The organism is Citrobacter braakii, from assembly GCF_002075345.1.
In the GTDB taxonomy this organism is placed as follows: Bacteria; Pseudomonadota; Gammaproteobacteria; order Enterobacterales; family Enterobacteriaceae; genus Citrobacter; species Citrobacter braakii.
The window spans coordinates 17,886-39,268 of sequence record NZ_NAEW01000008.1; the positions used below are offsets into that span (position 1 = coordinate 17,886).

The 21,383-nt window shown below is 51.3% G+C and carries 24 protein-coding genes; 9 read left to right on the forward strand and 15 right to left on the reverse strand.

Annotated features, from left to right (window positions below):
- Nucleotides 1–6: 6 nt before the first annotated feature.
- The 5 genes from BZK42_RS17380 to aspA form a co-directional block, all read right to left on the reverse strand.
- Complete coding sequence (locus tag BZK42_RS17380) at nucleotides 7–582, reverse strand: transcriptional regulator (RefSeq protein WP_016151385.1); 576 nt, start codon at nucleotides 580–582, stop codon at nucleotides 7–9.
- Between the two features lie 36 nt (nucleotides 583–618).
- The gene (locus tag BZK42_RS17385; RefSeq protein ID WP_080859573.1) at nucleotides 619–2,328 is read right to left on the reverse strand and encodes a protein-disulfide reductase DsbD; all 1,710 of its coding nucleotides are present in this window, start codon (nucleotides 2,326–2,328) and stop codon (nucleotides 619–621) included.
- A complete protein-coding gene (gene cutA, locus BZK42_RS17390; RefSeq protein WP_003025447.1) occupies nucleotides 2,304–2,651 on the reverse strand; it encodes a divalent cation tolerance protein CutA in 348 nt (115 codons plus the stop codon). The genes BZK42_RS17385 and cutA overlap by 25 nt, the downstream gene beginning before the upstream one ends.
- 131 nt (nucleotides 2,652–2,782) lie before the next feature.
- The gene (gene dcuA, locus BZK42_RS17395) at nucleotides 2,783–4,084 is read right to left on the reverse strand and encodes an anaerobic C4-dicarboxylate transporter DcuA (protein WP_016151387.1); all 1,302 of its coding nucleotides are present in this window, start codon (nucleotides 4,082–4,084) and stop codon (nucleotides 2,783–2,785) included.
- Between the two features lie 115 nt (nucleotides 4,085–4,199).
- Entirely contained in the window at nucleotides 4,200–5,636 is a 1,437-nt protein-coding gene (gene aspA, locus BZK42_RS17400; RefSeq protein WP_016151388.1) for an aspartate ammonia-lyase, read from the reverse strand.
- Between the two features lie 338 nt (nucleotides 5,637–5,974).
- Here aspA and BZK42_RS17405 point away from each other — a divergent pair, with 338 nt between their 5' ends.
- A complete protein-coding gene (locus BZK42_RS17405; protein WP_016151389.1) occupies nucleotides 5,975–6,451 on the forward strand; it encodes an FxsA family protein in 477 nt (158 codons plus the stop codon).
- A 48-nt stretch (nucleotides 6,452–6,499) separates the two neighbouring features.
- Here BZK42_RS17405 and yjeH read toward each other — a convergent pair whose 3' ends face one another.
- Nucleotides 6,500–7,765, reverse strand: coding sequence for an L-methionine/branched-chain amino acid transporter (gene yjeH, locus BZK42_RS17410; RefSeq protein WP_080859574.1), 1,266 nt, complete (start codon nucleotides 7,763–7,765; stop codon nucleotides 6,500–6,502).
- Nucleotides 7,766–8,040: 275 nt separating this feature from the next.
- Here yjeH and BZK42_RS17415 point away from each other — a divergent pair, with 275 nt between their 5' ends.
- From BZK42_RS17415 to BZK42_RS17430, 3 genes are all read left to right on the forward strand, one after another.
- Nucleotides 8,041–8,334 (forward strand): co-chaperone GroES, encoded by a 294-nt coding sequence (locus BZK42_RS17415; protein WP_000027827.1) that lies wholly within the window; start codon nucleotides 8,041–8,043, stop codon nucleotides 8,332–8,334.
- A gap of 43 nt (nucleotides 8,335–8,377) precedes the next feature.
- On the forward strand, nucleotides 8,378–10,024 hold the full coding sequence (gene groL, locus BZK42_RS17420) for a chaperonin GroEL (RefSeq protein WP_003025464.1): 1,647 nt from the start codon (nucleotides 8,378–8,380) through the stop codon (nucleotides 10,022–10,024).
- Nucleotides 10,025–10,276: 252 nt separating this feature from the next.
- A complete protein-coding gene (locus tag BZK42_RS17430) occupies nucleotides 10,277–10,630 on the forward strand; it encodes a DUF4156 domain-containing protein (RefSeq protein WP_080859575.1) in 354 nt (117 codons plus the stop codon).
- A gap of 86 nt (nucleotides 10,631–10,716) precedes the next feature.
- Here the strand turns inward: BZK42_RS17430 and yjeJ are convergent, their stop codons facing one another.
- The gene (gene yjeJ / locus BZK42_RS17435; RefSeq protein ID WP_080859576.1) at nucleotides 10,717–11,580 is read right to left on the reverse strand and encodes a YjeJ family protein; all 864 of its coding nucleotides are present in this window, start codon (nucleotides 11,578–11,580) and stop codon (nucleotides 10,717–10,719) included.
- Nucleotides 11,581–11,763: 183 nt separating this feature from the next.
- Nucleotides 11,764–12,792 (reverse strand): EF-P beta-lysylation protein EpmB, encoded by a 1,029-nt coding sequence (epmB, locus tag BZK42_RS17440; protein ID WP_047358982.1) that lies wholly within the window; start codon nucleotides 12,790–12,792, stop codon nucleotides 11,764–11,766.
- 41 nt (nucleotides 12,793–12,833) lie between these two features.
- Here epmB and efp point away from each other — a divergent pair, with 41 nt between their 5' ends.
- The 3 genes from efp (at nucleotide 12,834) to ecnB (ending at nucleotide 13,846) form a co-directional block, all read left to right on the forward strand.
- Nucleotides 12,834–13,400, forward strand: a complete 567-nt coding sequence (gene efp, locus BZK42_RS17445; protein ID WP_003025478.1) for an elongation factor P — start codon at nucleotides 12,834–12,836, stop codon at nucleotides 13,398–13,400.
- 57 nt (nucleotides 13,401–13,457) lie between these two features.
- Complete coding sequence (gene ecnA / locus BZK42_RS17450) at nucleotides 13,458–13,592, forward strand: lipoprotein antitoxin entericidin A (RefSeq protein WP_016151394.1); 135 nt, start codon at nucleotides 13,458–13,460, stop codon at nucleotides 13,590–13,592.
- Between the two features lie 107 nt (nucleotides 13,593–13,699).
- The gene (gene ecnB, locus BZK42_RS17455) at nucleotides 13,700–13,846 is read left to right on the forward strand and encodes a lipoprotein toxin entericidin B (protein WP_016151395.1); all 147 of its coding nucleotides are present in this window, start codon (nucleotides 13,700–13,702) and stop codon (nucleotides 13,844–13,846) included.
- Nucleotides 13,847–13,876: 30 nt separating this feature from the next.
- Here ecnB and BZK42_RS17460 read toward each other — a convergent pair whose 3' ends face one another.
- Nucleotides 13,877–14,476 (reverse strand): LuxR C-terminal-related transcriptional regulator, encoded by a 600-nt coding sequence (locus BZK42_RS17460; RefSeq protein WP_080859577.1) that lies wholly within the window; start codon nucleotides 14,474–14,476, stop codon nucleotides 13,877–13,879.
- A gap of 256 nt (nucleotides 14,477–14,732) precedes the next feature.
- On the opposite strand from BZK42_RS17460, the gene sugE reads away from it, so the two are divergent.
- Nucleotides 14,733–15,050 carry a quaternary ammonium compound efflux SMR transporter SugE gene (gene sugE, locus BZK42_RS17465; protein ID WP_016151397.1) on the forward strand — a complete coding sequence of 106 codons (318 nt, stop codon included), beginning with the start codon at nucleotides 14,733–14,735 and terminating at the stop codon, nucleotides 15,048–15,050.
- On the opposite strand, the gene BZK42_RS17470 is transcribed toward sugE, so the two are convergent.
- The gene (locus BZK42_RS17470) at nucleotides 15,047–15,580 is read right to left on the reverse strand and encodes a lipocalin family protein (protein ID WP_016151398.1); all 534 of its coding nucleotides are present in this window, start codon (nucleotides 15,578–15,580) and stop codon (nucleotides 15,047–15,049) included. The two genes, sugE and BZK42_RS17470, sit on opposite strands and share 4 nt — an antisense overlap.
- Before the next feature lie 93 nt (nucleotides 15,581–15,673).
- Nucleotides 15,674–16,819, reverse strand: coding sequence for a CMY-2 family class C beta-lactamase (blaCMY, locus tag BZK42_RS17475; RefSeq protein WP_080859579.1), 1,146 nt, complete (start codon nucleotides 16,817–16,819; stop codon nucleotides 15,674–15,676).
- A gap of 131 nt (nucleotides 16,820–16,950) precedes the next feature.
- Here blaCMY and ampR point away from each other — a divergent pair, with 131 nt between their 5' ends.
- Nucleotides 16,951–17,823 carry a LysR family transcriptional regulator AmpR gene (gene ampR, locus BZK42_RS17480; protein ID WP_016155499.1) on the forward strand — a complete coding sequence of 291 codons (873 nt, stop codon included), beginning with the start codon at nucleotides 16,951–16,953 and terminating at the stop codon, nucleotides 17,821–17,823.
- 44 nt (nucleotides 17,824–17,867) lie between these two features.
- Here ampR and frdD read toward each other — a convergent pair whose 3' ends face one another.
- The 4 genes from frdD to frdA are packed head-to-tail and all read right to left on the reverse strand — an operon-like array spanning nucleotide 17,868 to nucleotide 21,158.
- Nucleotides 17,868–18,224, reverse strand: coding sequence for a fumarate reductase subunit FrdD (frdD, locus tag BZK42_RS17485; RefSeq protein WP_003025535.1), 357 nt, complete (start codon nucleotides 18,222–18,224; stop codon nucleotides 17,868–17,870).
- A 10-nt stretch (nucleotides 18,225–18,234) separates the two neighbouring features.
- Complete coding sequence (frdC, locus tag BZK42_RS17490; RefSeq protein ID WP_016151401.1) at nucleotides 18,235–18,630, reverse strand: fumarate reductase subunit FrdC; 396 nt, start codon at nucleotides 18,628–18,630, stop codon at nucleotides 18,235–18,237.
- Nucleotides 18,631–18,640: 10 nt separating this feature from the next.
- Nucleotides 18,641–19,375 (reverse strand): fumarate reductase iron-sulfur protein, encoded by a 735-nt coding sequence (frdB, locus tag BZK42_RS17495; RefSeq protein WP_006686291.1) that lies wholly within the window; start codon nucleotides 19,373–19,375, stop codon nucleotides 18,641–18,643.
- Entirely contained in the window at nucleotides 19,368–21,158 is a 1,791-nt protein-coding gene (frdA, locus tag BZK42_RS17500) for a fumarate reductase (quinol) flavoprotein subunit (RefSeq protein ID WP_016151402.1), read from the reverse strand. The genes frdB and frdA overlap by 8 nt, the downstream gene beginning before the upstream one ends.
- Nucleotides 21,159–21,383 lie beyond the last annotated feature (225 nt).

Here is a 21,383-nt window from a genome sequence, read left to right on the forward strand (position 1 = left end):
TCCGAATTAAGTCAGCGCACCGCCCATACGGCACTGAGCAAAGCGCAGGATATCTTCAGCCAGACGGTGTGCCGTTTCGACATCAGCATGGCTACGATTCACCAGCATGCGGCTCAGACAGCCCTCCAGCACCAGTTCCATCTGTTTGGCGACCATTGCTGGGTCGTCAACTTCCAGCGTCGTCAGCAGCTCATGGGTGAAGTCATGTGCCGCCTTTTTTTGCTGATCGGCTAACTGATGGATCGGATGCCCGGGATCGGGGTAAAACGTACAGGCGGCGATAAACAGGCAGCCTGGATAGCGATTATTGCTCACGCATTCGGACAGCGCGGTGTAGCGTGCCAGTAATTTCTGTTCAGCGCTCAGGGTGTCATCCAGCAAAAGTTGACGCCGCCAGATATCCACCCGCTGGCTGAGGTAACGTAACGCATCGTACAGAATGGCCTCTTTGTCGGGCCAAAAGCGTTGTAGTTCATCAAGAGGATAATCGATACGATCGGCCACCATTTCCAGTGTGGTATTGGCTATCCCTTGAACCTCAAGTAATTTCAGGGCTTCTCCCAGGACATCTTCACGTTGCACGGTATTCTCCTCCGTATTTCTTGTTGCAAGTGTCGCTCACGGTTGGCGATCGCGCAAATGTGCGCTGAAGGTCGTGGCATCCATAAAGCCGGTTACCCGAGCCTCCGGATGCTCTTTCCCCTCGGCGTCAAAGAACAAAATAGTCGGCAAACCTAAAACTTGTAGATGTTTCAGCAGAGCGACATCCTGGGCATTATTTGCAGTCACATCCGCCTGCAAAAGCACCGTGTCGCCTAGCGCTTGCTGAACCTGCTGATTGCTAAACGTATACTTCTCAAACTCCTTACAGGCCACGCACCAGTCAGCATACAGATCCAACATCACGGGCTTGCCTTTAGCTTGTGCCAGCGCCTGATTTAGCGCATCTACCGAAGCCACAGGCGTGAAGTTAAGGTGTGTCTGGGTTTGAGCTTGCGGCACGCCGAACGCCCAGTCCTGCAATGGCCGTACGCTTACCAGCGCTGCAGCTAACAGGATAATTTGCACGATGCGCATCCAGGCGTGCTTTGCCTGGAGGCTGGTGATAAATGCCCAGCTAAAGAATGCGACGCCCAACAGCGACCACAGGCGAACGCCCCAGTCGTCGCCAATGATGCGTTCGAGTAAGAAGACGGGGAGCGCCAGAATGACAAAGCCAAAAGCGGTTTTGACATGTTCCATCCATGGGCCGCTTTTAGGTAACAGACGATTACCGAATACGGTAATTAGCATCAGAGGTAATCCCATCCCCAGCGCGTACAGATACAGCGTGCCGCCTCCCAGCCACATGTTCCCGCTCTGAGCGATATACAGCAAAATCGCGCTTAGCGGGGCTGTTGTACAAGGAGAACAGATGAGGCCGGCAATCGCCCCCATCGCAAAGACGCTACCGGGGGAACCGCCTTGTTGACGGTTACTCATCAATGTAAGGCGTGTTTGCAGCGATGAAGGGAGCTGCAGCGTGAACAAGCCAAACATCGAAAGGGCCAGCAGCGTAAAGACCACGGCAAGGCCAATCAGGACGTAAGGATGCTGTAGCGCAGCCTGGAACTGCAATCCGGCGGCCGCAACAACCAGACCCAGCGCGGTATAAGTGAGCGCCATTCCCTGGACGTAGATAAACGTCAGCAGCAGCGCGCGTCCGGTTGATAAGCGTTGTTTGCCGCCCAGCACGATACCGGAAATCAGCGGATACATCGGCAATACGCAAGGTGTAAATGCGATGCCAATTCCGATTAGCAATGCCCACAGCGCAGAGAAGGGAAGCTGGGTTGCAGGTTGTGGTCTCTCTTGCAAAGTATCGGTGGCAGGCACTGGCGCAGGTGTCGCCCTGGTATTGGCAGACACTTCACTTAATGGCACCGTTTTAGTTTCAGGCGGATAGCAAAAACCGGCGTCGGCACAGCCTTGGTATGTGACCGTTAATGTTGCGCCAGATTTAGCCTGATTGACCGTGACCGGGATAGTCAATTGTTTACGGTAAATCTCACTTTTGCCATAAAACTCATCTTCATGCCAGACGCCTGGCGGTAGTTTTACCTCGGCGATATCGGCCTGAGATGGCGTAATGCTTATCTGTTTTCGGTACAGATAGTAGCCATCTTTAACCTGCCATGAGAGGTTCAGATCGTGTTGGTTTTGCTGAAAATCAAAAGCAAACGCCCGATCGGCAGGAACAAACTGCGAGCGGCCAGGCGCGTCAAATAATCCGGCAAAGGTAGATGTGCTGCACAGCAGCAGGATCAGCGTAAGGATGCGTTGAGCCATGAGCGGTAATCAAAGTCTCCGTGAGTGACGGGTAAAACCAGAAGTTCAGGCGTTTGGTATGGATGATGTGACTTCAGGCAATCGAGAAGGGCTTGCTGGTGTGTGACGGTGGTTTTTAAAATCATCTGGACTTCATATTCCTGCTCCAGCTTACCTTCCCAATAATAGAGGGAGGTCGCGCCAGGCAGCAGCGTCACGCAGGCAGCCAGCTTTTCCGCCAGCACTTTGGCGGCCAGATCCTGGGCGGTTGCTTCATCCGGGGCGGTACAGAGCACCACAACGGTATCGGGGATGGAAATATCCTGACTCTTTACATCAAGCATAAACACCTCGAAAGAACAGAGTAACCAGCTAAAGAGTGGTCACTATACAACGGACGAGGGAAGGATGTTAGTTAAAGCGGGATGATGAGGAGGAGGAACTGCAGGGCGCGAAGGCACCCTGCAGTAAAGTTTTACAGCATGAAGCTGCCCAGCAAGAAGCCGAAGCAGACAGCCAAAAGCACGCCCAGAGTACCCGGGATGAAGAACGGATGGTTAAAGACGAATTTACCGATGCGGGTTGTACCGGTGTCATCCATCTGCACCGCCGCAACCAGAGTTGGGTAGGTTGGCAGAATGAACAGGCCAGAAACAGCTGCGAAAGACGCAACAGCAGTCAGTGGGGAAACGTTCAGAGCCAGAGCCATCGGCATCAGTGCTTTAGCGGTTGCAGCCTGAGAGTACAGCAGCGCAGAAGCAAAGAAGAAAATGACAGCCAGCAACCACGGATGACCCTGAATTACGCTACCTGCAGTATCTTTGATCCAGTCAATGTTGTGAGATACGAAGGTATCACCCAGCCATGCAACACCCAGGATACAAATACAGGCGCTCATACCCGCTTTAAAGGTGCTGGAGTTCAGGATGGAGTCAGTTTCAACGCGGCAGACGATCGTAGTCAGCGTCGCGACGCTCAGCATGATGATCAGGATTGCGTTGGTGGTGTTCATCAGCGGTTTAGCGACCAGGCCGAGGCTTGGGCTGTTGATGATGGCGTATACAACTACGCAAATCACGCCCAGCAGGAACAACCAAACGGAGGTTTTCGCGCCAGCTTTGATTTCAACTTGTCTTTCACCACGCAGTTCAACCAAACCTTCTTCCAGACGCTTACGATAAATCGGGTCGTCAGACAGTTTGGAGTTGAACAGCATCGTTACCAGGAAGGACATCACCAGAACGGCCAGCAGAGTGGACGGAATGACCACGGACAGCAGGTGAATGTAGCTGATGCCATGACCTTCCATTACGGAAGACATGTAAACCACAGCTGCGGAGATTGGCGACGCCGTAATCGCAATCTGTGCAGAAACCACTGCGGTAGAGAGCGGACGGCAAGGTTTGATACCTTGTTCCTTCGCGACTTCAGCGATAACCGGCAGAGTTGCCAGAGAGATGTTGCCGGTACCGGCAAAGATAGTCAGGAAATAGGTCACGATTGGTGCAAGAATCGTGATGTATTTCGGGTTTTTACGCAGCAGTTTTTCAGTTTGATGAACCAGATAGTCCAGACCACCGGCAATCTGCATGGCAGAGATGGCAGCGATAACCGCCATGATAATGGAAATAACATCGAACGGAATATTACCTGGTTTTACGCCAATAGCGGCAAGAACCAGAACACCCAGCCCACCTGCAAATCCAATACCGATACCCCCAAGTCTGGCACCTAAAAAGATTGCCAGCAAAACGATGATAAGTTCTAAAACTATCATATTAGCCTTCCTTGTTGTTTAACAAGTTGATATTAAATTGTTGTTTTTAAGTAACTTCGAGTAAGAAAAAAGGCACGTCATCATGACGTGCCTTCTCCGGTACTACCCTACACGATTACTGTTCGCTTTCATCAGTATAACGTTTTGCTTTATAAGCAGGGTGCATCAGGTTCTGTGCAGAGAAGATATCGTCCAGTTCAGACTCGGTCAACAGACCGCGTTCCAGGACAACTTCACGTACGCTCTTACCGGTTTCGGCACAAATTTTACCGACGATGTCGCCGTTGTGGTGACCGATGAACGGGTTGAGATAAGTAACGATGCCGATGGAGTTGAATACAAACGCTTCACAGACTTCTTTGTTAGCAGTGATACCACTAACGCATTTTTCCAGCAGGTTGTAGCAAGCATTGCTCAGAATGTGAATGGATTCAAACATTGCCTGGCCAATGACCGGCTCCATTACGTTCAGCTGCAGCTGACCAGCTTCAGATGCCATAGTAACGGTGATGTCGTTACCGATGACTTTAAAGCAAACCTGGTTTACGACTTCTGGAACAACTGGGTTCACTTTTGCTGGCATGATAGAAGAACCAGCCTGCAGTTCCGGCAGGTTGATCTCGTTCAGACCAGCACGTGGGCCAGAGGAGAGCAAACGCAGGTCGTTACAGATTTTGGACATCTTAACAGCCAGACGTTTCAGTGCGCCGTGAACCATAACGTATGCGCCGCAGTCAGAAGTTGCTTCAATCAGGTCTTCTGCCGGAACACAGGCGAAGCCAGTGACTTCAGCCAGTTTCTGTACTGCCAGCGGGGAGTATTCTTTCGGCGTGTTCAGACCCGTACCGATTGCAGTTGCACCGAGGTTAACTTCCAGCAGCAGCTCAGCGGTACGACTAATGTTTTTCACTTCTTCTTTCAACAGTACGCTGAAAGCATGGAATTCCTGACCGAGGGTCATCGGTACAGCATCCTGCAGCTGGGTACGGCCCATTTTCAGGATGTCCTGGAATTCAACAGCTTTTTGTTCGAAGCCTTCACGCAGCTGGTTCAGGGCATCGATCAGTTTGATGATGGATGCGTATACCGCGATACGGAAGCCAGTTGGGTAAGCGTCGTTGGTAGACTGACATTTGTTAACGTGGTCGTTCGGGTTCAGGTACTGATATTCACCTTTCTGGTGCCCCATCAGTTCCAGACCGATATTGGCCAGCACTTCGTTGGTGTTCATGTTGACGGAGGTACCCGCACCACCCTGGTAAACATCTACCGGGAATTGATCCATGCATTTTCCGTTATTCAGGACTTCATCACACGCCGCGATGATGGCATTTGCCACACTCTTAGGAATGGTTTGCAGCTCTTTGTTGGCCATTGCCGCTGCCTTTTTAACCATTACCATACCGCGAACAAATTCAGGAATGTCGCTGATTTTGTTGTTGCTAATGTAGAAGTTTTCAATCGCTCTCAGAGTGTGAACACCGTAGTAGGCGTCCGCTGGAACTTCCCTGGTACCCAACAAGTCTTCTTCGATACGAATGTTGTTTAACATGTGAACCTTCTTTTTCAAGCTGCCAATGATTTGACTAAACACACAGGATATATGTGATTTCGATTGTTTCTCGACCGACGATTATCCCCTGCATCGGTCTGATACTCGAGATCATATGCTGGTTCAGGATTTCTACCGTAATCTGGATCACTTAAAGCGTGGAATTTACCCCTTATTTATTATTCTGTGAAATGGATCACCCCTTTAGGATTAATACTAAAAATAAGTGTACAAGCGACTTGAAATTTTGCTAACCACCTCAACATCTAATTGATGCGAGTCACATAATTCATCGGACAGGCGTTGAAAAAAACGACTGTTATTGACAGGAGAACCCTTTGCGCTGGATACCATTACTTGCCATTTTTCTCTATGTTTACATAGAGATATCTATTTTTATTCAGGTTGCCCATGTCCTGGGTGTCCTGATGACGCTGATTTTGGTTATTTTTACGTCGGTTATCGGTATGTCTCTGGTTCGTAACCAGGGATTTAAAAACTTTTTACTGATGCAACAAAAAATGGCGGCTGGTGAAAGTCCTGCTGCAGAAATGATCAAGAGCGTGTCGCTGATCATTGCTGGTCTGCTGTTGGTACTGCCCGGTTTTTTCACCGATTTCCTCGGTCTTCTTCTTTTATTACCCCCGGTGCAAAAACATCTGACGATGAAACTGCTGCCGCATTTGCGTTTTTCGCGTATGCCGGGCGGTGGTTTTAGCGCCGGAACCGGTGGCGGTGAGACCTTTGATGGCGAATTTCAGCGCAAAGACGACGATCGCAACCGTATTGATCATAAAGACGATCCTCGGGATTAAGCATCAGTATGCGGGCCGGATAAGCGTGAGCACCATCCGGCAAAATGCTTATCTGCCGGATGACGGCGTCAACGTCGCCTTATCCGGCCTGCGGGGTAAAAACAGCCACAGCCCTGCCAGCATAATCAGCGCATACAGGCTCTTCCAGCCAACCATTGCCAACAGCAGCAGACACAGTAGACCGCCAATGACCGCCAGCATGCGATAATGCCCTTTCAGTAATCGACATCCCGCCAGCATGCACAGCAAATAAATCATAATAAAGATGCCGTTAGCATAGACGATTAACGCATCGAGATTGATTTTCAGCATATAGATGCACAACGTACTGATCACGCAGCAGCCCAATACGGCGTTTAGCGCATTGCGCGGAAGGTAACGGGGAGACAGACGCGCCAGATGACTTTCCGGCTTATATTGCGCTTGCGACCAGACCAGCCGGGCGAAGCTTTGAATATAAATGTTGAGACTGGCAAAACAGGCCAGATAACCAATGATGCAGGCGACCCACAGTGCCTGTACGCCAAATAACTGCACGACGATCTCTGGCAGTGAGGCCGCCGCCGCCATTTGCTCACCGTAGGCGCCAAAATGAAGCACGACGACGGTGCATGCCCAATAAACAGAGCCCGCAAGCAGCAGGCCGATCATCAGCGCGCGCGGGAAATCCCGCTCCGGGTTTTTGAATTCAGATGCCAGATGGGCAAACGCTTCAAGGCCAACAAAACACCAGAACATCACCGACAGCGCGGCGAACAGTCCGGGGAGCTCAATCTCGGTTATCGCAGGGAAGGGGATTTCGCCAGGTTTCACATCGCCCGCCCACCAGATGGCGACAATGAGGGCAACAATCAATCCGGCAATGACCGTTTGCAGATTAGCGCTAGAGCTGGCACCGTGGGAGCCGATATACCAAACCAATGCCAGCGTACCGAGCTCTGCCAACAGAAGCTGTTCGTCATGCCAGCCAAACATCGCTTGACCAAATCCGGCGGCAATATGTAATGCCGCAGGCAAGCCGACGGGAATCACCGACAAAAATAGCCATCCGGTGACGCGCTCCAGGCGTGAGCCAAAGGCCATACCAACAAAATGCGCCACGCCACCCGCGCTGGGAAAATGACGACCCAGTACGGCAAAGACAATCGCCACGGGAAAGACTAAAACAATCAGCACCGGCCAGGCCCACAGGCTGTTGTTGCCAGCCACCAGCGCGGCTAGCGCAGGGACGGCGAAAACGCCTGTACCTAGCAATGATGTCGACAACAGGCCAATGCCCTGAGCCAGTCCCAGCTCTTGTTTCAGTCCGCTCATAAGTTGTTATCCGGTTATGCCCATTGACCGGGCTACAGCGCAGATTTTTGATGGTATCACAATCGTATTTGCTTATGACGACGTGACTGAAATCGTTATAAAATGTGATGCGCGTCGGCGTTTTGACGGAATTTTCTGCTGATATAAATTTTTTTTCGCTTGCCCCCTTGAAGGTACAAAGCCCCATCCCCATTTCTCTGGTCACTAGCCGGGAAACCGTTCACGGGCCGGCGTCACCCATAACTGATAAAGACTTTCTCAAAGGAGAGCTATCAATGAGTATTCGTCCGTTACATGATCGTGTGATCGTCAAACGTAAAGAAGTTGAATCTAAATCTGCTGGCGGCATCGTACTGACCGGTTCTGCAGCAGGTAAATCAACTCGTGGCGAAATCATCGCTGTCGGTAAGGGCCGCATCCTGGACAACGGTACCGTACAGCCGCTGGACGTTAAAGTCGGCGATATCGTTATTTTCAACGATGGCTACGGTGTTAAATCTGAGAAGATCGACAATGAAGAAGTGTTGATCATGTCTGAAAGTGACATCCTGGCAATTGTTGAAGCCTAATCCGCGAACGACACTGAACATACGAATTTAAGGGAAAGAGAAAATGGCAGCTAAAGACGTAAAATTCGGTAACGACGCTCGTGTGAAAATGCTGCGCGGCGTAAACGTACTGGCAGATGCAGTGAAAGTTACCCTCGGTCCAAAAGGCCGTAACGTAGTTCTGGATAAATCTTTCGGTGCACCGACCATCACTAAAGATGGTGTTTCCGTAGCCCGTGAAATCGAACTGGAAGACAAGTTCGAAAACATGGGGGCGCAGATGGTGAAAGAAGTTGCCTCTAAAGCGAACGACGCTGCAGGCGACGGTACCACCACCGCAACCGTACTGGCGCAGTCCATCATCACTGAAGGTCTGAAAGCCGTTGCTGCGGGCATGAACCCGATGGATCTGAAACGTGGTATCGACAAAGCTGTCGCTGCTGCCGTTGAAGAACTGAAAGCACTGTCCGTACCGTGCTCTGACTCTAAAGCGATTGCTCAGGTTGGTACTATCTCCGCTAACTCCGACGAAACCGTAGGTAAACTGATCGCTGAAGCGATGGACAAAGTCGGTAAAGAAGGCGTGATCACCGTTGAAGACGGTACCGGTCTGCAGGACGAACTGGACGTGGTTGAAGGTATGCAGTTCGACCGTGGTTACCTGTCTCCTTACTTCATCAACAAGCCGGAAACTGGCGCAGTAGAACTGGAAAGCCCGTTCATCCTGCTGGCTGACAAGAAAATCTCCAACATCCGCGAAATGCTGCCGGTGCTGGAAGCAGTAGCAAAAGCCGGTAAACCACTGCTGATCATCGCTGAAGATGTTGAAGGCGAAGCGCTGGCAACTCTGGTTGTTAACACCATGCGCGGTATCGTGAAAGTCGCGGCGGTTAAAGCGCCTGGCTTCGGCGACCGTCGTAAAGCGATGCTGCAGGATATCGCTACCCTGACCGGTGGTACCGTTATCTCTGAAGAGATCGGTATGGAGCTGGAAAAAGCAACTCTGGAAGATCTGGGTCAGGCGAAACGCGTTGTTATCAACAAAGACACCACCACCATCATTGATGGCGTGGGTGACGAAGCTGCAATCCAGGGTCGCGTGACTCAGATTCGTCAGCAGATCGAAGAAGCAACTTCCGACTACGACCGTGAAAAACTGCAGGAGCGCGTAGCGAAACTGGCAGGCGGCGTTGCGGTTATCAAAGTTGGTGCTGCGACTGAAGTTGAAATGAAAGAGAAGAAAGCCCGCGTTGAAGATGCCCTGCACGCGACTCGTGCTGCGGTAGAAGAAGGCGTGGTTGCTGGTGGTGGTGTTGCGCTGATTCGCGTAGCGTCTAAAATTGCCGGTCTGAAAGGTCAGAACGAAGACCAGAACGTAGGTATCAAAGTTGCGCTGCGCGCAATGGAATCTCCGCTGCGTCAAATCGTACTGAACTGCGGCGAAGAGCCGTCTGTAGTGGCTAACACCGTGAAAGCGGGTGACGGTAACTACGGTTACAACGCTGCAACTGAAGAATACGGTAACATGATCGACATGGGTATCCTGGATCCAACCAAAGTAACGCGTTCAGCTCTGCAGTACGCGGCTTCTGTTGCGGGTCTGATGATCACCACCGAGTGCATGGTTACTGACCTGCCGAAAGGCGATGCGCCTGACTTAGGTGCTGCTGGTGGTATGGGCGGCATGGGTGGAATGGGCGGCATGATGTAATTTAATCTTCATACTTCAAGCCGCAGGTTCATTAGCTGCGTTCGTTTACCCCAGTCACTTACTCATGTAAGCACTGGGGGATTCATGAACCTGCCGCCTGCCTGCAACTTGAATTATTTGATTAAATACGTATCTCGCGAAAAATGAGAAACCCTCGGGCAGAAATGTCCGGGGGTTTTTCTTTTGGTCATCTTTTTAGTATATGATTCAGCTACGGACATAACGTCCAGCTCATTGATTATGGGGAATGACATGCACGTGAAATATTTAGCAGGGATCGTTGGTGCCGCGCTACTGATGGCGGGTTGTAGCTCCAGCAACGAACTGAGTTCAGCCGGGCAAAGCGTACGCTTCGTCGAAGAGAAGCCTGGCGCAGAGTGTCAACTGATTGGCACTGCAACCGGTACGCAAAACAACTGGCTTTCTGGCCAGCACGGCGAAGAGGGTGGCTCTATGCGTGGCGCAGCAAACGATCTGCGTAACCAGGCTGCGGCAATAGGTGGTAACGTGATTTATGGCGTCAGCAGCCCATCACAGGGAATGCTGTCCAGCTTTGTTCCTACTGCCAGTGAAATGACCGGACAGGTTTATAAGTGCCCAAATTGATAAATGCTGTTGATGCCTGATGGCGACGCTAAAACGTCTTATCAGGCCTACGATACAAATTCGTCGGCCTGATAAGCGCAGAAACATCAGGCATTTTGAGCGTTATGCACAGACTGAGCGCGTAAATGATGCAGCGCGCGCAGGCACTGATCCTGATTGAGCTTTTGCGCCTTATCACCCGTCAACGTTCTGACAAACACCTGGCACGGTACACCAGCAAGCTTTTTCAGCCGTGGGCTGAAATCGAGAAGACGGCGAGTAATGGCTTCGGCCTCTTTGCTGCCGGAAGGGGCGCGAGTTTTTACTACCGAACCACAGAACTGGGCTTTTCCTTGATCATCCGTATAGCGGTAAATAATCGCCAGATAATGATTAAACAGGCTTTGTTTCCATTCGGGGTGCGTATAAGAGTCGTATTCCAGATTGTCGTTTGCCTGGCAATCAACATCGTACAGCGGCAGGAAATCCAGCAGCGATGTAATTCGTAGCGCTAATTCCCGCATGCCAGCATTATTTATTGCATGAATAACAGCATGGACCAGCACCCGAATCTGTAGTTCATTAATCAGTAATTCACACGTTTGTCCATCATGCAGTGTCAGAGAAAATGTTAAGTTTTCGCCTTTGTCATCCACTAACATCAGCGAATTTATGCGACGATTAATGTCGGCATTTTTTAGCTCATCTTCCTGAATCAAAGGAATATTTTCGTGCATCTTTTGGCTGGCTTTATCGCATTCCTTCTCATATTGCGCATGCTCTTCTTCGCTAAGCTGATGTTTAGCGGATAGCCTGCTTTCCAGGGCGATAAGCAGATCTCTTAGCCCAAGCGGAGAAAGAAAAAATAACGACGATTTATTCCTTGGTTCTTTTATCTTTAATGCTAAAGCAATAAATTCATTCTTTTGACGAATAACACCGGTATTAATGCCCTTAATACTTATAGCCATAAAAGGTTCTCCCTAACCATATATTTATTAATATTCTGAATTTGGTTCTACTAATACAAATTATGAATTAATGATTTTATAGCACTAATTAAAATAGCACAGATTAAAAGCGTGGCTCCACTTGTGAGGATTTAAATAATAAGTAATCGTGGTGAGTGTCCGAAATCGGACACTCAATAATGGTTATTGTTGGCGTAGTTGCAGATCCAACGGCGTTTTACTTGGCTCTCCGCCAATTTCACGCGCCAGTTTGGGGACCATATAGCCGGAAACCAACGTCAGCAGTTCACGCATAATGTGACGTGCCTCATCGTCGCTGACCATAAAGTGGGCGGCACCTTGCACTTTGTCCAGTACGTGCAGGTAATAGGGCATCACCCCCGCATCAAACAGGGCGTTGCTCAGGTTCGCCAGCGTTTGTGCGTTATCGTTCACGCCACGCAGCAAAACGCTTTGGTTGAGTAGCGTGACGCCAGCGGTACGCAGTCGGACCATCGCCTGGTGAAACGCCTCATCGACCTCATTGGCGTGGTTAATGTGGTTGACCAGCAGAACCTGCAGGGAGGAGCGCGCAAAGCGCTGGACCAGTCCTTCAGTAATGCGCGCGGGGATCACAATCGGCAAACGGCTGTGAATGCGCAGACGCTTAATGTGCGGGATGGCTTCCAGTTGCGTGAGTAACCAGTCCAGTTCATGGTCCTTGGCCATTAGCGGATCACCACCGGAGAAGATAATCTCATCCAGCTCAGGATGCGCGCTAATGTAGTCCAGGGCGACCTGCCAGTTGCGCTTATTGCCCTGGTTTTCGGCATACGGGAAGTGTCGGCGGAAGCAATAGCGACAATTTACCGCGCAACCGCCTTTAACCAACAACAGCGCCCGGTTGCGATATTTATGCAGCAAACCGGGGACCACGCTGTGCTGTTCTTCCAGCGGATCGGTCGAGTAGCCAGGTGCAGCAACAAACTCTTCCTGGGAAGTAAGTACCTGACGCAAAAGCGGATCGTCCGGATTGCCTTTTTCCATACGAGCAATAAAGGCGCGCGGTACGCGCAGGGCGAAAAGTCGTCTCGCGTCGCGTCCGGCCAACAGTTTTTCATCTGCGTCTATATTCAAAAGATGCAGAAGTTCATCAGGATCGGTCACAACATCGGCAAGTTGCGATAACCAATCTTCTCTGGATGGGGTATTTAGGGTTACAATATGCGCCATTTTGTGGCTTAGCTACCAGTTAACAATTTTCAGAGGGCCTTATGGCAACGTACTATAGCAACGATTTTCGTGCTGGTCTTAAAATCATGTTGGACGGCGAACCTTATGCGGTTGAAGCCAGCGAATTCGTTAAACCAGGTAAAGGCCAGGCATTTGCGCGCGTTAAGCTGCGTCGCCTGCTGACCGGTACTCGCGTAGAGAAAACCTTCAAGTCTACCGACTCCGCTGAAGGCGCAGACGTAGCCGACATGAACCTGACCTTCCTGTATAGCGACGGTGAGTTCTGGCACTTTATGAATAACACCACTTTCGAACAGCTGGCTGCAGACGAGAAAGCGGTAGGCGATAACGCTAAATGGCTGCTGGACCAGGCTGAATGCATCGTGACCCTGTGGAACGGTCAGCCGATCTCCGTGACTCCGCCAAACTTCGTTGAGCTGGAAGTCGTTGAAACTGACCCAGGTCTGAAAGGCGATACCGCTGGTACTGGCGGCAAACCGGCTACTCTGTCTACTGGCGCAGTCGTTAAAGTTCCGCTGTTCGTACAGATCGGTGAAGTGATCAAAGTGGATACTCGCTCCGGCGAATACGTTTCTCGCGTAAAATAAGATATCTATTTGATCTTATGGCGCAGGTTGCTGCGCCATACTTTTTCCAGGGCAGGAATGATGAAACGTCTTCTCAGTCTTGTAATGCTCATCCTTTTCACCAGCACTCTCCTGGCGGGTTGTAATACCGCGCGCGGCTTCGGTGAAGACATCAAACATCTTGGCAATTCAATCTCTCACGCCGCCAGCTAACACTCTCTCATAGTCTTAAAAACGGTTGTTTATCCATCACACTTCCGGATCTTGTCTATTATTAATGAGCTATACACAAACAATATTGGCTAGAAAAGGAAGACGTTATGGTTAAAAAGACAATTGCTGCGATCTTTTCTGTGTTGGTTCTTTCTTCAGTGTTGACTGCGTGCAATACCACGAAAGGTGTTGGGCAGGATATCTCTGAGGGCGGTAGCGCAATCTCTGGTGCAGCGACAAAAGCTCAACAATAATCATGAACGGTACGACGTCACGTCGTACCGTTAATTCCCCTTCCCGGGGAGTGAGAGAAACGGCGAGAAGCGGTTCCCCATGTGCAGTTTCATGCGGATATTCCGTTTATAGGTGTAGACCGTCTTGCCATGAATGCTGAGTGCGGCGGCTATCGCATTGTTACTCACACCATCCATCCACATCGACAATACTTTCTCCTCCTGCGGCGTAAGCAGCGGAGTCGCGTTTTCGGCTATTTCTAATGTGGGGCGAAGCTGTAGCGCCTCCTGAATCGTGTGTGAGAGCGCGTTCAGTGTTGTGTGCTTGGTTAAGACCGAATAGGTGACGGATTGAGAGGAAGCTATTGAGGTGTGCTGTCTTTCAACTGATTGCAGTAAAATCAGCGGGATGACGCCGCAGCTCATGAAAAAGGGTTTAATTGGCGGACTGGTATGCGTCTCGCTAATAAAACTGTATAAATCCGCGATCACCAGATGCGGCTTCCACTGCAAAATATGCTCTTTTGCTAACAGGAGATTATTGATCCCTGACACAAGAAATGAGGAGCTGAACCTGCCAGAATGATTAAGCAAGGCCTCAATCCCTGTGCGGGTAAAGTGGCACCGGTCAATCACTAAAATTTTAAGCATAACCTTTTCGCATTCAGAAGAGAGGCAATCGACTTTCCGGATTCAGAAAGCCCTTCATCATAGAGAACTCCGATGAGTGCCAAATGCGGGAACTACGCCGCTAATTATGCTTAATTCTTGCTTTTAGCGGGCAGCGAATAAAAAGGTTGAAATTCATTTTCTCTCGGGCAAAAATGCCATTTCACACATCAGCTTTGCAGGACGACCTGCAAACGCTTCTTTCACCGGGGACGGCCCCATTGTTCTGGAGCCTGATATGTCCTGGATCGTTTTATTAATTGCAGGTCTGCTCGAAGTTGTCTGGGCGATTGGCCTGAAATATACCCACGGTTTTACGCGTTTGACGCCAAGCATTATCACTATTGTGGCAATGATCGTCAGTATCGCCATGCTCTCCTGGGCAATGCGTACGTTGCCTGTAGGAACCGCCTATGCCGTATGGACGGGTATCGGCGCAGTCGGGGCGGCCATTACAGGGATTCTGCTGCTGGGTGAATCTGCCAGCCCGGCGCGGTTACTGAGCCTCGGGCTGATTGTGGCCGGTATTATTGGCCTCAAGCTGAGCACCCACTAAGCACCAGGCTGTTTTACCCAAATCAGCTTATTCACCTCAAACCCTTCCCGGGTCGCGATGGCCAGCATTTGCTGTTTCATTTCATCTGAAATAGTAGGGGTCCGTGAAAGGATCCACAGGTAGTCGCGATCCGGCCCGCAAACCAGCGCGTGACGATATTCCCTGTCGAGGGCAATCACGTTATACCCGCCATAGAAGGGGCCAAAAAACGAGACCTTGAGCGCAGCGCGGTTTGGGTCGCCAGTGAAGTAGGCTTTCCCCTCCGTTTTCTGCCACATTCCTCTGTCCGGGTTATAGCCCTTGTTAATAACATTGATACCGCCGTCGTCGCGCAGGCTGTAGGTAGCAGTCACTTTTTCCAGTCCGCGTTCGAATCGATGGTCGAAACGCGCAATTTCATACCAGGTGCCCAGATAGCGTGTGGCATCAAAGTTATTTACTACGGTAACACCTTTCGGGGGTGTTGGGGTGCTGCAAGCGACAACCAGAAATGCAGCCGTAACTGCAGCAACGACGGGCAGAATGCGCATGGGATTTTCCTTGCTGGATTTTTGTTAAGTGTAGATGACAGCAGGAAAAAAAGAGAAAGAAAGGAAGCCCAATATCCAGGGCCTCCTTGTCCGTTACTGCAGTTTTTCAAGAATGCGCCAGGCGGCCTCGACGCGAACAGGGTTTGGGTAGCTCTTGTTTGCCAGCATCACGATGCCAAGGTTTTTTTCTGGAACGAAAGCAACGTAGCTGCCGAATCCGCCAGTGGAGCCCGTTTTATGCACCCATGAGGCTTTCACGGCAGGCGCGGGCGGGTTTACCTCAACGGCAGGAAGCGCTGCCAGTGCCACTTTGCTGTCGCTACCGCTAATTATCGAGTCGGCTTTCACCGGCCAGTTCAGCATCTCCCAGCCCAGGCCCTGGTACATATCGCCAACACGCCAGTAACGTGACTGCGCAAGCTCGATGCCCTGCTGGAGCGTTTTCTCCTGAACCTGGCTGGCATCCATGTTGGCCTGAACCCAACGGGTCATATCGATAACGCTCGATTTCACCCCGTAGGCTTCGGCATCAAGTTGGCCAGGGGATACATGCACTGGCTTTCCTTCGCGATAACCCCAGGCATAATCTTTTTGTTCGCTCTGCGGAACCGTAATCCAGGTATGCGCCAGTTTTAAGGGGCGCAGGACGCGTTTGGTCATCGCCTCTTCGTAGCTCATGCCTGAGGGTTTGACCGCCAGGGCACCAAACAGACCAATGCTGGAGTTAGCATAAAGACGTTTAGCGCCTGGGGCCCATTGCGGCTGCCAGTTTTGATAAAAGCGTAGTAACGCGGCTTTATCCGTAACGTCGTCCGGAACCTGAAGCGGCAGGCCGCCTGCCGTGTAGGTGGCTAAGTGCAGCAGGCTGATACCCTGCCACTGCTTACCAGTCAGTTCAGGCCAGTAATGCGTGACCGGATCGCTGAGCTTAATTTCGCCGCGGGCGATAGCATCGCCGCCCAGCACGCCGTTGAACGTTTTACTGACCGAACCGAGTTCAAACAGCGTTTGTTGAGTGACTGGACGGTTATTGGCGATATCGGCTTTACCCCAGGTAAAGTAATAAGGTTTCCCCTGATAGATAATCGCAACGGCCATGCCCGGAATTGCCTGCTCCTGCATCAGCGGTGTGATGGTGCGGTTAACGATATCGGCAATTTGTTGTTCTGTTTTTGCGGCGGCAAACGTGGAGAAAGAAGCTGTCAGCAGCAGCGCGCAGCATATCGATTTTTTCATCATGAAATCAGTTCCGTAATTAAAAGCGAAAGGGTGTCCGGGCCCGTCAGACGTAATCAGTGTGTTTGATTTGCACCGTGTTGACAAACGGTTAAATTTAGCAGCAGATATAAGTTTTTCTAACAGGCCAGATAATGACGCGTAGCTATATCCCTCTTAACTCGCTGCGGGCTTTTGAAGCAGCGGCCAGACATCTCAGCTTTACCCGCGCTGCGATTGAGCTCAACGTGACGCATTCTGCAATAAGCCAGCATGTGAAAGCGCTGGAGCAACAGCTGAATTGTCAGCTTTTTGTGCGTGGTTCTCGAGGGTTAATGTTGACGACTGAAGGGGAAAGTCTGTTACCTGTACTTAATGACTCTTTCGATCGTATGGCGGGGATGCTGGATCGTTTTGCCACTAAACAGACTCAGGAAAAACTTAAAATTGGCGTGGTGGGGACCTTTGCGGTCGGTTGTCTTTTCCCTCTGTTGAGCGACTTTAAGCGCCACTGTCCGCATATTGATTTGCATATTTCCACCCACAATAACCGTGTGGATCCCGCCGCCGAAGGGCTGGATTATACTATTCGCTACGGAGGAGGAGCCTGGCACGATACCGATGCGCAATATTTGTGTAGCGCGCTGATGTCTCCGCTGTGTTCACCGACATTGGCCTCGCAGATTAAAGCACCTGTGGACATCCTGAAATTTCCGTTATTACGATCGTATCGGCGTGATGAATGGACGCTTTGGATGCAGGCCGCCGGAGAAGCGCCTCCGTCACCGACGCACAACGTGGTGGTGTTTGACTCGTCCGTCTCAATGCTGGAAGCCGCGCAGGCGGGGATTGGTGTGGCAATTGCACCGGTAAGAATGTTCACGCATTTGCTCAGTAGTGAACGTATCGTGCAGCCTTTTCTAACGCAGATTGATCTGGGGAGTTACTGGATAACGCGTTTACAATCTCGTCCGGAGACGCCCGCGATGCGTGAGTTTTCCCGCTGGTTGACCGGGATGCTGCACTAATAAAAAGGCCCGCCATTGGCGGGCCTGATAATTAACGCATGCGATTAGATGGTCAGGATCCCAATAGCCGTTACAACGGTCAGGATAGCTGCCAGTCCGTAGAATACCCATTTGCCCGCAGGCACGTGGATTTTCAGGTCATGCATCGCGTGGTGCATACGGTGTAAACCACACCACAGCGGCAGAACGATCATCAGGAACAGAAACGCACGTCCGATGAAGCTCTGAGCGAATGCCAGTACGCGTTCATAGCTGAAAGCATCAGGAACAAAGCCCAGCGGCAGCATAATGCCGACCAGCAGGATCATCACCGGCGCAATGATTGCGCTCCACATACCGCCTGCACCAAACAGGCCCCAGAATACGGGTTCGTCAGAGCGTTTTGGATTTGGATTAATCATTCCGGACTCCTTACCAGAACAGGGCAACAAACAGTATTACTACTGTCGCAACCACAGTAACTGCCCAGAGACCTTTGATGATCGGCTCTGGCCCCATTTTTTCGTCTTTTACGATGATGTTGGCAGCTTTTGGCGCCAGCTCAAACCAGGTTTTGGTATGCAGCAGCGCTGCTGCCAGGGCGATAATATTCAGGATCACCACCACCGGGTTTTGCAAAAAGGCGACAAAGCCCATCCAGGACTCTGCACCATGCTTGAGTGCAAACAGGCCGATAATCAGTTCAATGCTGAACCAGACTGCCGGAACCGCCGTGCCTTCGCGCAGCATGTAAAAACGATAAAATGGCAGCTTTTTCCACCAGGTGGACGTCATTGGTCGCACATAGGGTTTGCGTTTAGTCGTCATCGTGCACTCCTTAGCGTGGTTTCAGGGTAGCGATAAGAAAGTCTTTTGAACTTTCAACTTTACCCTGCTGAATGGCCGCAGCCGGATCGACGTGTTTCGGGCAGACTTCGGAGCAGTAGCCCACAAAAGTACAGGACCAGACACCGTTCGGGCTGTTCAACTGAGCCATACGCTCCTTCTTACCGTGGTCGCGGCTATCTTCGTTGTAACGATGCGCCAGCGTAATCGCAGCCGGTCCAATGAACTCTGGGTTCAGGCCGAACTGCGGGCACGCGGCGTAGCACAGACCACAGTTGATGCAACCGGAGAACTGATGATACTTCGCCATCTGCGCCGGAGTCTGGGTGTTTGGACCCTGATCCGGTGTGCGCGGGTTACCGATGATGTACGGTTTGATCGCTTCCAGGCTTTCGATAAAGTGCGTCATGTCGACGACCAGATCGCGCTCAATCGGGAAGTTGCCCAGCGCTTCAACCTTCATGCCGTTGGTGTAATCACGCAGGAAGGTTTTGCACGCCAGTTTAGGTACATTGTTGACCATCATGCCGCAGGAGCCGCAGATCGCCATACGGCAGGACCAGCGGTAGCTCAGGTCCGGTGCCAGGTTATCCTTGATGTAGCCCAACGCATCCAGCAGTGACGTGGTTTCATCATAAGGAACTTCGTAGAAAGCACTGTGCGGCGCGGTATCGGTTTCCGGGTTATAGCGCACCACCTCAACTTTCAGGTTTTTCATCTCAGCCATTCGCCTTCTCCTTCTTATCGGCTGCTTCCGCTTCGCCACCGTAAACACGTTTAGCCGGTGGCAGAGTGGTGATTTTCACGTCGCTGTATTCCAGGCGAGTCGTGCCGTCAGCATCGCGGAAGGCGAGGGTGTGTTTGAGGAAGTTCACATCGTCACGCTCGGTGCAGCCTTCATCCAGACGCTGATGCGCGCCGCGGGATTCTTTACGCGCCAGAGCAGAGTGCGCCATACATTCAGCAACGTTCAGACCGTGACCCAGTTCGATGGTGTACAGCAGGTCGGTGTTGAAGACGCTGGAGGTATCAGTGATACGTACGCGCTTGAAGCGTTCCTGCAGCTCCGCCAGTTTATCAACGGTTTTCTGCATGAGTTCCGGTGTACGGTAGATACCGCAACCTTCTTCCATGGACAGGCCCATTTCGTCACGGATCTTAGACCAGTTTTCGTTACCTTCCTGGTTAACCAGATCTTTCAGACGTTTTTCAACGCCAGCAACCTGCGCATCGAGCGCGGCACTGTTTGCAGCGCCAGCCGTTGCAGCACGTTCTGCAGCCTGTTCACCGGCCATACGACCGAAGACCACCAGTTCCGCCAGGGAGTTAGAACCCAGACGGTTAGCGCCATGCAGACCAACAGAGGAACATTCGCCCACAGCGAACAGACCTTTAATGCGGGTTTCACAGTGCTGATCGGTTTCGATACCGCCCATGGTGTAGTGCGCGGTAGGACGTACCGGGATCGGCTCTTTAACCGGATCGACACCCACGTAGGCTTTCGCCAGTTCGCAGATGAACGGTAAACGTTCGAGCAGTTTTTTCTCGCCGAGGTGACGCAGGTCGAGGTGAACCACATCGCCACGCGGGGTGGAAATGGTGTTGCCTTTACGCCATTCGTGCCAGAACGCCTGAGAAACTTTGTCGCGCGGACCGAGTTCCATGTATTTGTTTTTCGGTTCGCCCAGCGGGGTTTCCGGACCCATGCCGTAATCTTGCAGATAACGGTAGCCGTTTTTGTTGACCAGGATACCGCCTTCACCACGGCAGCCTTCGGTCATCAGGATACCAGAGCCTGGCAGACCCGTCGGGTGATACTGAACGAATTCCATATCACGCAGCGGAACGCCGTGGCTCAGCGCCATGCCCATACCGTCGCCGGTTACGATGCCACCGTTGGTGTTGTAACGGTAAACACGACCTGCGCCGCCCGTTGCCATCACAACAGCATTAGCACGGATCTGCATCAGCGTGCCTTCCATCATGTTCATGGCAACCAGGCCGCGAGCATGGCCATCATCAACCAGGATATCCAGAACGAAGTGTTCGTCAAAGCGCTGAATCTGCGGGAACTGCAAAGATGTTTGGAACAGCGTATGCAACATGTGGAAGCCGGTTTTATCCGCGGCAAACCAGGTACGCTCGATTTTCATACCGCCGAAGCGACGTACGTTGACGCTACCGTCTTCACGGCGGCTCCATGGGCAGCCCCATTGTTCCAGTTGCGTCATTTCAGTTGGGCAGTGGTGGACAAAGTAATCCACGACATCCTGCTCACACAGCCAGTCTCCGCCTGCTACCGTATCGTGAAAATGGTAGTCAAAGCTGTCATGATCCTGCGCGACAGCAGCAGAGCCGCCTTCGGCAGCAACGGTATGGCTGCGCATTGGGTACACTTTTGAGATCAGTGCGATTTTAGCGTTGGGATTTGCTTGTGCGGCAGCAATTGCAGCACGTAATCCCGCGCCACCGGCGCCTATAATGGCAAGATCGGCTTGAAAGGTTTGCACGACATTCCTCCAGATTGTTGTTATTTCATTCCTGCCTGAAATCAGATGCTTCATCGGCTTCAAACAGGTTATGAACGCGTTTCCACTGCTCCTTTATAGGTACAATAGTATAGTCTCAGGGATGTGCGGGAAATTTGACGTGTTCGATTTTTTTAGCGTGTCAAAGGGGGGAATTATCATTGAATTTGATTAATTTAATTACTAAACCACCCCATGTCGCTTTTT